Genomic DNA, 13,947 nt, shown 5'->3' with positions numbered 1-13,947 from the left:
ACCGCACCACCATCCGCGCATCCGCCACCACCACCGGCCCGAACGCACCCGGGAACATACCCATCACCCGATCACCCACCACCAACCCCGACACACCAGGACCCACCTCGACCACCACACCCGCACCTTCACCGCCGAGCGGTCCCGCCTCTCCCGGGTACATGTCGAGTACGTTGAGGACGTCGCGGAAGTTGACACCGGCCGCTCGTACGGCGATCCGAACCTGGCCCTCGGTCAACTCGGCGGACGCCTCAGGGAAAGCGGTCAGTGCCAGGCCGTCGAACGTGCCCTTCTCGGGGCTGTCCAGATGCCAGGACGACTCGCCTGCGGGAAGGGCGAGTGCACCACCCGCTGGAACGCGGCCCAGGCGGGGGGCGTACAGGTCGCCGTCGCGCAGAGCGACTTCCGGCTCCCCGCAGGCCAGGGCCGCCTCCAGCGCGTCGCGGGAGGCGTCGGATCCGTCGGTGTCGACCAGGGCGAACCGGTCCGGCGCTTCGGCGCGTGCGGCCCGTACCAAGCCCCATACTGCCGCGAGCGCGGGATCGGGTGCGGTGGCGTCCACCGCGACCGCACCTTCGGTGACCACGACCAGTCGGCAGCCTTCGAAGCGGTCGTCGGCGAGCCATGCGCGTACGGCGTCCAGAACCCGGCCCGTGGCGGCTCGTGCCGCTTCCGGCCCCTCGGCGACGCCGCAGGTCGGGTCGGTGGCGGTGGCAGTGACGGAGAGCAGTACCGTCCCGTGCACGGTCTGAGGAAGATCCTCCAGGCCTGGATGGAAGGGCGCACCGGGTATGAGGTTCGCGTCGCCCATCACCGCTGTCGGGCCCGCCTTGACGCCGGTCCGTTCGGGCTCGGGGAGCTTGATCCAGTCGACCTGGTAGAGGCTCTCCCGATGGCCCTCGGACCCGGGACGGGGGACGACGTCACCGGAGAGCTGGCGCAGCAGGAGCGACTCGACGGAGGCGACCGTGCCACCCGCCGGGTCGGCCAGTTGCAGGGCGACGGCCTCCGGTCCGGCCTGCACCATGCGCACCCGCAGGGCCCTGGCGCCGGACGCCCGCAGCGACACTCCGCTCCAGGAGAAGGGAAGCCGTCCCTGTCCGGCGTCCGCCAGCGATACGAACATCATCGCGTGCAGGGCCGAGTCCAGCAGTGCCGGGTGGATGCCGAAGTCACCGGCGAGCGGCTCGTGGTCGTCGGGGAGGCCGACTTCGGCGAACACCTCCTTGCCGCGCCGCCAGACCGCGCGCAGGCCGCGGAAGACCGGCCCGTAGGCGAATCCTGCCTCGGCGAAGCGGTCGTAGAAGTCGGTCACGGACACGGGCTGCGCGTTCGGCGGGGGCCAGGCAGCGAGATCGACGGCCCCGGTGACGGCGGGCTGCGGGCCGGCGGCGATGGAACCGCTGGCGTTCAGCGTCCACGGGTCGGTGTCCAGGGCGTCCTCGGCCCGGGAGTAGACCCCCACCGTGCGGGTGTCGGAGTCGTCCGGGGCACCGACCCTGACCTGCACCAGTCGTCCAGTGCGTTCGGGCACGACCAGCGGGGCCGCGATCGTGAGCTCCTCGACCCGATCACAGCCGAGTTGCCCGGCTGCGCACAGGGCGAGTTCGAGGAAGCCGGTCCCCGGAAAGAGGACCGTGCCGGTGACGCTGTGATCTCGCAGCCACGGGTGCGTGCGCAGGGACAGCCGTCCGGTGAACAGCACCTCCTCACTGCCTGCCACGCGCACGGCGGCCCCCAGCAGCGGGTGCCCGGCAGAACCCAGACCCACCGAACCGAGGTCACCCGGGGTCACGCCGGTGAGGTTGGGCCAGTGGCGGCGGCGTTGGAAGGCGTAGGTCGGCAGTTGCACTGACGTGGTGACGGGAAGCTGCCCGGCCCAGTCGACACCGGCCCCGTCCACGTGCACCCGGGCCAACGCCCCCAGCAAGGAGACGGCCTCGGGCCGATCCCCCCGCAGAACAGGCACCAGCACCGAAGCCCCCGGCTCCTCCAGACACCCCTGCGCCAGGGCGGTGAGGGTGCCGTCGGGGCCGAGTTCGAGGAAGCGGTCGACGCCCTCGTCGTGCAGGGTGCGGACGGCGTCGGCGAAGCGGACCGCCTGACGGACCTGACCCACCCAGTACTCCGGGGACATCAGCTCCTCCGGGTCGGCGGTCCACCCGGTCACCGTCGACACCATCGGCAGCCGCGGCCGTGCGTACGACAACTCCTGGGCCACGGCCCGGAAGTCGGCGAGCATCGGTTCCATCAGCGGCGAGTGGAACGCATGGCTGACCCGCAGCGCCGTCACCTTGCGGTCCTGGGCACGGAAGTGGGCCGCCACCTCCTCCACCGCCTCGGCCACGCCCGAGACGACCACCGCCCGCGGACCGTTCACCGCGGCAATACCCACCCGCACACCGTCCAGCAGCGGCAGCACCTCCTCCTCGGACGCCTGCACCGCCACCATCGCCCCACCCCCGGGCAACGCCTGCATCAACCGACCCCGCGCCACCACCAGACGACACGCATCCTCAAGCGACCACACCCCCGCCACATACGCCGCAGCTATCTCACCGATCGAATGCCCCACCAGCACATCCGGCCGCACACCCCACGACTCCAGCAACCGGAACAACGCCACTTCCAACGCGAACAACGCAGGCTGCGCGAACTCCGTCCGATCCAGCCGGTCCGCATCCTCACCGAACACGACCTCCCGCAACGAGCACGGCAGTTCGGTGTCCAGATGCGCGCACACCGCATCGAAGGCATCCGCGAACACCGGACACCCCTCATACAACTCACGCCCCATACCCGGACGTTGCGAGCCCTGACCCGCGAACAGGAAAGCGGTCCGCACATCACGCCGGACCACACCCGTGACCGCGTCCACCGCCTCCTCACCCGCAGCAACGGCCCGCAGCGCCCGCACCAACCCCTCCCGGCCGGCACCCCACACCACAGCCCGCTGCTCGAACAACGACCGCGACCTCACCAACGCCCCCGCCACACCGACGACATCCACACCCGCGTCACCGGACACGAACTCCGCCAACCGCCCGGCCTGAGCCCGCAACGCCGCAACCGTGCGCCCCGACACCACCCACGGCACCACGCCACCGGCCACCGACACACCCACCGCCCCACACCCGACACCCGCATCGAGCTCGGCATCGACAACGGCATCGACTTCGGCCGGCGGCTCCGCCAGCACCACGTGCGCGTTCGTGCCACTGAGTCCGAAGGAGGACACGCCCGCCCGGCGGGTCCGTCCCTCGGCGGGCGGCCAGTCGGCATGGTCGTCGAGGAGTTCCACCGCGCCGGCGGACCAGTCCACATGGGAGGACGGACGCCCGGCGTGCAGCGTGCGCGGCAGCACCCCGTGGTGCAGAGCCAGCACCATCTTGATCACACCCGCCACACCGGCCGCGGCCTGCGTGTGCCCGATGTTCGACTTCACCGACCCCAACCACAACGGCCGCTCACGCCCCTGACCATAGGTCGCCAACAGCGCCTGCGCCTCGATCGGATCACCCAGCGACGTCCCCGTGCCATGCGCCTCCACCGCATCCACATCCGTCGGAACCAACCCGGCACCCGCCAACGCCTGCCGGATCACCCGCTGCTGCGACGGACCGTTCGGCGCCGTCAACCCGTTCGACGCGCCATCCTGATTCACCGCCGAACCCGCCACCACCGCCCACACCCGACGCCCACCACGGCGCGCATCCGACAACCGCTCCACCACCACCAGACCCGCACCCTCGGCGAACCCGGCACCATCCGCCGCATCCGAGAACGCCTTGCACCGCCCGTCCGCCGCCAACCCCCGCTGCCGCGAGAAATCCAGGAACAGACCCGGCGTCGACATCACCGTCACCCCACCCGCCAACGCCAGATCACACTCACCCGCCCGCACCGCCTGCACCGCCAGATGCAACGCCACCAGAGCCGACGAACACGCCGTGTCCACCGTCACCGCAGGACCCTCCAGACCGAGCACGTAGGACACGCGGCCGGAGACGATGCTCGCCGCGTTGCCGGTGCCGAGGTGGCCGCCGACGTCCTCACCGGAGGCGACGAGGAGCGGGGTGTAGTCGTTGCCGTTGATGCCGGCGAAGACGCCGGTGCGGGATCCGCGCAGGGTCGTCGGGTCGATACCGGCCCGCTCGAACGCCTCCCACGCCAGCTCCAGCAGCAGCCGCTGCTGCGGGTCCATCGCCAGCGCCTCACGCGGCGAGACACCGAAGAAGCCGGCGTCGAAGTCGGCCATGTCCCGCAGGAATCCGCCTTCGCGGGCGGTGCAGGTGCCGGGATGGTCCGGGTCGGGGTGGTAGAGGTCGTCGATGTCCCAGCCGCGGTCCGCCGGGAACGGTGCGATGGCGTCGGTGCCGTCGGCGAGCAGCCGCCAGAACTCCTCCGGGGTGTGAGCGCCGCCCGGGAAACGGCAGCTCATCGACGTGATGACGATCGGGTCGTCGTCGGTGGCGACCAAGGTGGGGGCGGGGCTCACCGGGGCCGGCAGCCGGTCGTCGTCACCCGTCGCGCCGGCCAGTTCGTCGAGCAGCATGCGCGCGAGGGCGGCGCAGTCGGGATGGTCGAAGACGAGGGTGGCCGGCAGGCGCAGGCCGGTGATCTTGTTCATTCCGTTGCGGAGTTCGACGGCGCTCAACGAGTCGAATCCGAGGTCGCTGAAGGCGCGGGTCGGCTCGACGGCCTGCGGTCCGGGGTAGCCGAGGACGGTGGCGACGTAGCCGCGTACGACGTCGAGGACGACGTCGGCACGTTCGGTGTCGGTGAGCCCGGCGAGGTGGCGGACGAGCGCGGGCCGGTCTCCGTCTGCGGCGTCCGCGCCGAAGGCGTCCGTGCCGCTCCGCCCGGACGCGGGCCCGGTCGCCGGGGCGAGGACGCGCTGGGCGTCGGGCAGGTCGCGCAGCAGGGCGCTGGGGCGGGAGCCCGTGAAGGCGGGGGCGAAGCGTTCCCAGCCGATGTCGGTGACGGCGATGTAGGTCTCGCCGTGGTCGAGTGCCTGCTGCAGTGCCTGGCAGGCGAGTTCGGGCTGCATGTCGTAGACGCCGTAGCGGCGCAGGCGGTCGCCGACGGCACCGTCGCCCATGCCTCCGTCGGCCCAGTGGCCCCAGGCGACGGAGGTGGCGGGCAGTCCCTCGGCGCGGCGCCGGGCGGCGAGGGCGTCCAGGAAGGCGTTGCCGGGGGCGTAGTTGCCGAGGCCGGGACCGCTGATGGTGCCGGACGTCGACGAGAACAGGACGAACGCGGACAGGTCCAGGCCCTCGGTCAGTTCGTGGAGGTGGACGGCGGCGGTGGCCTTGGTGCGCAGCACCGGGTCCATGCGGCCGGGGTCGAGGGCGTCGATGACGCCGTCGTCGAGGGTCCCGGCGACGTGGAGCACCGCATCGAGCGGGTGTTCTGCGGGGATGGTGTCGAGCAGGCCGCGCAGGGCGTCCCGGTCGGCGACGTCGCAGGCGGCGACGGTGACGCGGCCGGCGCCGAGGGCGGTCAGTTCGTCGCGCAGTTCGGCGGCACCCGGCGCGTCGGCGCCCCGGCGGCTGGTGAGCAGCAGATGATCGGCGCCGAGGGAGGCGAGCCAGCGGGAGACGTGTCCGCCGACCGCGCCAGTGCCGCCGGTGACGAGGACGGTGCCGCGCGGGCGCCAGGGCTCGGCGGGCACGGTGGCCCCGGCGAGCGGGGCGCGGTGCAGTCGGCGGCCGTAGATGGCGGAGGCACGGACGGCGGTCTGGTCCTCGGCGTCGGGGCGGGCGAGGAGCGCGCACAGGCGGTCGCCGGCGCGGCGGTCGAGGTCGGCGGGCAGGTCGATCAGGCCGCCCCAGCGGTCGGAGTGTTCGAGGGCGGCGACCCGGCCGAGGCCCCAGACGAGGGCTTGGGGCGCGCTGCGGACGGTCTCGGCGCCGGTGACGGCGACGGCGCCGTGGGTGGCGCACCACAGGGGCGCGGCGATCCCGAGGTCGCCGAGGACCTGCAGCAGGGCGAGGGTGCCGGCGAGGCCGGCGGGCACGGACGGGTGGTCGCCGTGCGGGGTCTCGTCGAGCGCGAGGAGCGACAGGACGCCACGCAGGTCGTCCGCGGCCAGGGCGGGTTCGGTGCCGGTGCCGCCGAGGACGTCCGTGAGCAGCGTGGCCAGGCCGTCGCGGCCGGTGCCGGGGGCGGTTGCGTCGACGGTGACGACGCGCACGGGCACGCCGTGGTCGGTGAGGGCCCGCCGGGCGGCGTCGGCCAGTGGGTGAGCGGTGCCGGGCACGGCCAGGAGCCAGGTGCCGGCCGGGGACGCGCCCGCGGTGTCCTGGGTGAGCGGGGTCCAGCCGACGGTGTAGCGCCAGCCGTCGACGGTGGACTGCTCCCTGCTGCTGCGCCGCCAGGCGGACAGGGCGGGCAGCACCTCGCTCAGTGGGGTGTCGCCGCCGATGTCGAGGGTGGCGGTGAGGGCGTCGAGGTCCTCTTCCTGCACGGTCCGCCAGAAGCGGCTCTCCGCCTCGTCGGAGGCATCGGCTCCGGCGCCGGCGCCGGCGGTCTCGGTGAGGTCGTCGCGCAGTTCGGGCCAGAACCGCATCCGCTGGAAGGCGTAGGTGGGCAGGTCGACACGGCGGGCCCCGGTCCCGGCGAAGACGCTGTGCCAGTCGACGGCGACGCCCTGGGCGTGGGCCTCGGCGAGGGAGGTCAGGAACCGGTCGAGGCCGCCCTGGTCGCGGCGCAACGTGCCGAGGACGACGGCGTCGGCTTCGGCGTCCTCGACGGTCTCGCGCAGCCCGAAGGCGACGACGGGGTGCGGTGAGACCTCGATGAAGGTGCGGTGGCCGGCTGCGAGGAGGCCTCGCACGGCTTCCTCGAAGCGGACGGTTTCGCGCAGGTTGGTGTACCAGTAGGCGGCGTCGAGGGCGGTGTCCTCGTCGAGCCAGTCGCCGGTCACCGAGGACCGGAAAGGGGTGTCGGCGGGGCGGGGCCGCAGCCCGGTGAGCGCCTCGAGGACCGGGGTGCGCAGGGGTTCGACGTGGGTGGAGTGGCTGCCGTAGTCCACGGCGACCCTGCGGGCCTGGACGCCCTCGCCGGTGAGTTCGGTGAACAGTTCGTCCAGGGCGTCGGCGGCACCGGAGACGACGACCGAGCCGGGGCCGTTGACGGCGGCCACGGCGAGCCGGTCGCCGTAGCGTTCCAGCCGGGGGCGGACCCGGTCGGCGGGGAGGGCCACGGACATCATGCCGCCGTCGCCCGCGATGGCGGTGATGGCCTTGCTGCGCAGGGCGGCCACGCGGGCGCCGTCCTCCAGGGACAGCGCGCCGGCGACGACGGCTGCGGCGATCTCGCCCTGGCTGTGGCCGACGACGGCGGCGGGTTCGACGCCGTGGGTGCGCCAGAGGTGGGCGAGGGAGACCATGACGGCCCAGAGGACCGGCTGGACGACATCCACCCGGTCGAGGTCGGGTGCGTCCGGTCCGCCGCGCAGGGCGGCGGTCAGCGACCAGTCGACCCAGGGGGCGAGCGCCTGCTCGCACTCGGCGATGCGGCGGGCGAACTCAGGTGCGGTGTCGAGCAGTTCGCGGCCCATGCCCGGCCACTGGGCTCCTTGGCCGGGGAAGACGAGGACAGGTCCGGTGCCGCGCCGGTCGACGCCGTGGACGACGTCGCTGACCATCCGCTCCTCGACGAGGTCGCGCAGGCCGCGCTCGAGGCCGTCGCGGTCGGCAGTGAGGACGACCGCGCGGTGCTCGAACGCGGTGCGTGTGGTGGCCAGCGACAGCCCCAGGTCGGCGAGGTCGAGGCCGGGGTGGTCGCGCAGGTGCGCGAGGAGCCGGCCGGCCTGGGCGCGCAGTCCGTCGGGGGTACGGGCGGACAGCGGGGCCGGGACGACGGGCAGGGGCGCGGCACGCTCGGCGTCCTGTGTGGCGTCGCCGGTGGGGCGGGCGGCGTCGCCGATGACGTGCTGTGCCGCGTCGGGGGTGTCACCGGTGCCGTGGGGCGTCTCCTCGGTGGGCTCGGGGGCCTGCTGGAGGATGACGTGCGCGTTGGTGCCGCTCATGCCGAAGGAGGAGACGCCGGCGCGGCGCGGGCGGCCGGTCTCCGGCCACGGTACGGATGCGTCGAGCAGGCGCACGGTGCCCGCGGACCAGTCGACCTCGGTGGTCGGGTTCTCGGCGTGCAGGGTGGCCGGTAGGACGCCGTGGCGGAGGGCCATCACCATCTTGATGACACCGCCGACGCCGGCCGCCGCCTGCGCGTGGCCGATGTTGGACTTCAGCGAGCCCAGCCACAGCGGGCGGTCCGCGGGCCGGTCCTGGCCGTAGACCGCGATCAGCGCCTGCGCCTCGATGGGGTCGCCCAGGCTGGTGCCGGTGCCGTGTGCCTCGACGGCGTCGACGTCGGTGGGGGTGAGGCCGCCGCCGGCCAGGGCCGCGCGGACGACCCGCTGCTGGGAGGGGCCGTTGGGTGCGGTGAGGCCGTTGGAGGCACCGTCCTGGTTGAGGGCGCTGCCCTGGACGACGGCGAGGACCGGGTGTGCGTTGCGCCGGGCGTCGGAGAGGCGTTCCAGCACGATCATGCCGACGCCCTCGGCCCAGCTCGCTCCGTCGGCGTCCGCCGAGAACGGCTTGCAGCGGCCGGACTCGGCGAGCGCGCGCTGCCGGCTGAACTCGATGAGCGAGCCCGGCGTCGACATCACGGTGACGCCGCCGGCCAGCGCCAGGTCGCACTCGCCCTGCCGCAGGGACTGCGCGGCGAGGTGCAGGGCCACCAGGGAGGAGGAGCAGGCGGTGTCGACGGAGAGTGCGGGGCCCTCCAGTCCGAGGGCGTAGGCGATGCGGCCGGACAGGACGCTCGGTGAGTTGCCGGTGCCGATGTAGCCCTCGAAGCTGTCCTTGGCGGCTCCGAGGATGCCCACGTAGTCCTGGTAGGTGACACCGGCGAAGACACCGGTGAGGCTGCCGCGCCGCGACGCCGGGTCGATGCCGGCCCGCTCCAGCGCCTCCCAGGAGGTCTCCAGCAGCAGCCGCTGCTGCGGGTCCATCGCCAGGGCCTCGCGCGGGGAGATGCCGAAGAATCCGGGGTCGAAGTGGCTCGCGTTGTGCAGGAAGCCGCCTTCGCGGGCGTAGCAGGTTCCCGGATGGTCCGGGTCCGGGTGGTACAGCTTCGCCAGGTCCCAGCCGCGGTCGGCGGGGAACGGCGCGATGCCGTCACCCCGGTTCACCACCAGCTGCCACAGTTCCTCGGGGCCGGAGATGCCGCCCGGGTAGCGGCAGGCCATGCCGACGACGACGACCGGGTCGTCGTCGAGCCGGACCGGTGCGGGGGGCATCGCGGAGCCCGCAGCCGCGCCGAAGAGTTCGCTGTCCAGGTGCGCCGCGAGCGCGAGCGGGGTGGGGTGGTCGAAGACGAGCGTGGCCGGCAGGAGGACGCCGAGGTCGGTGCTGAGCCGGTTGCGCAGTTCGACGGCGGTGACGGAGGCGAAGCCGAGGTCCTTGAAGACCCGGCCGGGCTCCACCTCGTCGACGTCGACGTAGTCCAGGACGGCGGCCACGGCGCGGCGTACGAGGTCCAGCAGCACGCGTCGGCGCTCGGGGGCGGACCGGCCGGCGAGCCGGTCCACGAGTCCCGGGGTCTCGCCCGTGTCACCGGAGTCGTCGGGGGCGCGGCGCCGCCTCGGGCGGCCGGGAGCGGCAGGGGGCGCGGGCCGGTGGGTGGCGGTGGACGCGGTGGACTCCGTGCCGGCCGGGTCCTCGCCGGTCCGGGTGGTGTCCTCGGTGGTGGCGCCGTGCCGGTCGCCGGTCGGCGTGGTGGCGTGGCCGGCGGTGGGCCGCAGCCGCAGCGACTCCACGGTGAGGACGGGCCGGCCGGAGGTGTCGGCGGCGAGCAGGGTCAGCGTGTGTTCGCCGGACCGGGTGAGCCGGACGCGCAGGGTGCCGGCGCCGTCGGCGTGGAGGACGGCGCGCTGCCACGCGAACAGCAGCAGTCCGTCGTCGAGTCCGTCCGGCAGGCCGAGCCCCAGCGGCTGCAGTGCCGCGTCGAGCAGTGCCGGGTGGAGGCCGAACCGCCGCGCGCGTTCCCGTTCCCCGTCGGGGAGGGCGACTTCGGCGTACACGTCGTCGCCGTGCCGCCATACGGCGGTCAGCGCGCGGAACGCCGGGCCGTACGCCGGGCCGGTGCCGGCGGCGAGCCGTTCGTACAGGTCGCCGGTGTCGACGGGCTCGGCACCGTCCGGGGGCCAGAGGGCTAGAGGGGTGTCGGGCCGGGCGGCGGCGGGGCCGGCGGGCGCGAGCAGGCCACCGGCGTGGCGGGTCCACGCGGTCTCGTCGAACGGCGTGCCGTCGGGGCCGGAGTGGACGGCGACGGGGCGGGTGCCGCGCGTGTCGGGTTCCCCGACGCGGACCTGGATCCGGACCGCGCCGCGCTCGGGCACGGTCAGCGGCGCTTCCAGGGTGAGTTCGCGCACCTCGCCGCAGTCCACCTGGTCACCGGCGTGGACGGCGAGTTCGAGAAAGGCGGTGCTGGGGACGACGGCGTGACCGCCCAGCCGGTGGTCCGCGAGCCACGGGTGGGAGCGCAGCGACAGTCGTCCGGTGAGGACGACCGCGTCGCTGTCCGCCACCCGTACGGCGGCGGCGAGCAACGGGTGGCCGGTGGCGTCGAGTCCCAGCGCGGCAGCGTCACCGGAGGCGGCGGGCACGTCGAGCCAGTAGCGGCGGCGCTGGAAGGCGTAGGTGGGCAGCGCGGTCCGCGGTGCCCGGGCCAGGGTGGGCAGGGCGGCGGTCCAGTCGGCGTCGGCGCCGCGGGTGAACAGGGCGGCCAGGCCCTCCAGCAGGGCGCGCGGCTCGGGAGTGTCCTCGCGCAAGGCGGGGACGTGCAGGGTGTCCGCCGTGTCCGGGCAGGACCGGGCCAGGGTGGTCAGGGTGGTGTCGGGGCCGAGTTCCAGGCAGCGGGTGACGTTCTGGCCCGCGAGGGAGCGCACGCCGTCGGCGAAGCGCACCGCGTACCGGACGTGCCGGACCCAGTATGCGGGAGAGGTCAGCTCCTCGCCGGTGGCGGGCGCTCCGGTGACGTCGGAGACGACGGGGATGCGGGGCACGGCATAGGACAGGGTTTCGGCGACGGCCCGGAAGTCGGCGAGGACCGGTTCCATCAGCGGGGAGTGGAAGGCGTGGCTGACGCGCAGCCGCCGGGTGCGCCTGCCGAGCGCCTCGACCGTCGCGGCGATCTCGCGCACCGCGTCGTCGGTGCCTGACACCACCAGGGAGAGCGGCCCGTTGACGGCGGCGATGCCGGCCTCGGCCTCGCGGCCGGCCAGCAGCGGCAGCACCTCCTCCTCGGACGCCTGCAGCGACACCATCGCCCCACCCGCGGGCAAGGCCTGCATCAACCGACCCCGCGCCGCCACCAGTCGGCACGCGTCCGCCAGCGACCACACCCCCGCCACATGCGCCGCCGCCAACTCGCCCACCGAATGCCCGAGCAGCACGTCCGGCCGCACACCCCACGACTCCAGCAACCGGAACAACGCCACCTCGAAGGCGAACAGCGCCGGCTGCGCGTACTCGGTACGGTTCAGCCGGTCCGCATCCTCACCGAACACCACCTCCCGCAGACCCGACGGCAACGCGACATCCAGGTGCAGGCACACCGCGTCGAACGCGTCCGCGAACACCGGATACGTCTCGTACAACTCCCGGCCCATCCCCAGGCGCTGCGAGCCCTGACCCGCGAACAGGAACGCCGTACGGCCGCCCGTGCGGGTCGCGCCGGCGACGGCGCCGTCGACCGCCTCGTCACCGGCGACCGCGCGCAGCCCGCACAGCAGTTCCTCCCGTCCGGCGCCCCACACCACGGCCCGGTGCTCGAACACCGACCGGGACCGGACGAGGGTCGCGGCGACCTCGGTCTCCGCGACGCCGGGGTGTGCCTCGACGAAGTCGGCCAGCCGTTCGGCCTGGGCACGCAGCGCGGCACGGGTGCGGCCGGACACGATCCAGGGCAGCAGGGGCGGTTCGGGGGCGGTGACGGGCGAGGCGCTGATCGCGTCGCCCGCGTCGTCCGGCGGGGCCGACGCGGGTTCGGGCTGCTCCAGGACGACATGGGCGTTGGTGCCGGACACGCCGAAGGCGGAGACACCGGCACGGCGGGGGCGCCCCTCGGTCTGCGGCCAGTCGGTGTTCTCGGTCAGCAGGGCGATGTCTCCGGCCGACCAGTCCACGTGTGAGGACGGCCGTTCCGCGTGCAGAGTGCGCGGCAGGACGCCGTGCCGCATGGCCTGGACCGTCTTGATGACGCCGGCGACGCCGGCGGCGGCCTGGGTGTGTCCGATGTTGGACTTCAGCGACCCGAGATACAGGGGCTGTTCGCGGTCCTGGCCGTAGGTGGCGAGAAGGGCCTGCGCCTCGATCGGGTCGCCGAGCGTCGTGCCGGTGCCATGGGCCTCGACGGCGTCCACGTCGGCCGGGACGAGCCCGGCACCGGCCAGCGCCTGCCGGATGACGCGCTGCTGGGCGGGGCCGTTGGGGGCGGTCAGCCCGTTGGAGGCACCGTCCTGATTGACGGCCGAACCGGCGATGATCGCGAGCACGTCGTGTCCGTTGCGGCGGGCGTCGGAGAGCCGCTCGACGACCAGGACGGCGACGCCCTCGGCCCAGCCGGTGCCGTCGGCGTCGTCGGAGAACGCCTTGCACCGGCCGTCCGCCGCCAGGCCTCCCTGCGCGCTGAACTCCACGAAGGCGCCCGGATCGGCGAGCACCGTCACGCCTCCCACCAGTGCCAGGTCGCACTCGTCGGACCGCAGGGCCTGCGCGCCGAGGTGCAGCGCCACGAGGGAGGAGGAGCAGGCGGTGTCGACGGTGACGGCCGGCCCCTCGAAGCCGAAGGTGTAGGCGATACGTCCGGAGACCACACTGCCGGCGACTCCGGTCAGCAACTGTCCGTCGAGCCCCTCCGGCACCTCGCGCAGGCCGGCACCGTAGCCCGAGCTGCCGGCACCGACGAAGACGCCCGTGCGGCTGCCGTTCAGCGAGTGCGGCCGGATCGCGGCGTGCTCCAGCGCCTCCCAGGAGGCTTCGAGCAGCAGCCGTTGCTGCGGGTCGACGGCGAGGGCCTCGCGGGGGGAGATGCCGAAGAAGCCGGGGTCGAACTGCGCGGCGTCGGCGAGGAATCCGCCGGCACGGGTGTGGCTGCGGCCTCGCGGGCCATCGGTGCCTCCGCCGTCCCTGTCGCTGCCGGTCGTCTTGTCCGTGCCGGTGGCGGTGTCAGCGGCGCTCTCCGTCGAGCCGTGCAGCGCGTCGAGGTCCCAGCCGCGGTCGGTGGGGAACTCCGAGATCGCGTCCGTGCCTTCGACGACCAGGCGCCACAGGTCGTCCGGGCCGGTCACGCCACCGGGCAGACGGCAGGCCATGCCGACGACGACCACCGGGTCGTCCGTGGTCGAGGCGACGGCCGGGGCGGGAGGTCGGCTGTCCTGCGGCCCGGTGCCGGTGCCGGGGGTCTCGTCGACGGCGAACAGCTCCCGGCGCAGCAGCCGGGCCAGGACAGCCGGTGTCGGGTGGTCGAAGACGAGGGTGCTGGGCAGCTTCAGACCGGTCTCGGCGGAGAGCCGGTTGCGCAGTTCGACGGCTGTCAGCGAGTCGAAGCCGAGGTCTCGGAAGGACCGGGTGCCCTCCACGGCGCCGGCATCCGTGTGCCCGAGTACGGCGGCGGCAGCACCCCGGACCAGTTCCAGCAGTTCGCGCTCGCGTGCGGCATGCGGCAGGTCGGCGAGCCGGTGACGCAGGTCCGCACCGGCCTCGTCACCGGTGTCCGCGGTGTTCGCGGTGTCCGCCGGCGTGGTGCGTGCTTCGGGTATGCCGGTCAGGAGCGGGCTGGGACGCACACTGGTGTACGCGGGCGTGAACCGTGCCCAGTCGACATCCGCGACGACCACCACCGGCTCCTCCCCCGGCACCACCCGCCCCAACGCCC

At 74.0% G+C, this 13,947-nt stretch carries 1 protein-coding gene; it reads right to left on the bottom strand.

The genetic code is table 11. The annotated features are described in order from the left end of the window. Nucleotides 1–13,909 (bottom strand): type I polyketide synthase (locus tag JS756_RS34965; RefSeq protein WP_307791424.1); only part of this gene is annotated, 13,909 nt, incomplete at its 3' end. Nucleotides 13,910–13,947: the final 38 nt, after the last annotated feature.

It is taken from the genome of Streptomyces actuosus, assembly GCF_016921115.1.
Lineage (GTDB): Bacteria > Actinomycetota > Actinomycetes > Streptomycetales > Streptomycetaceae > Streptomyces > Streptomyces actuosus_A.
The sequence above is the reverse complement of the archived record's forward strand: the minus strand, read 5'-3'. Positions and strand labels throughout refer to the sequence as shown.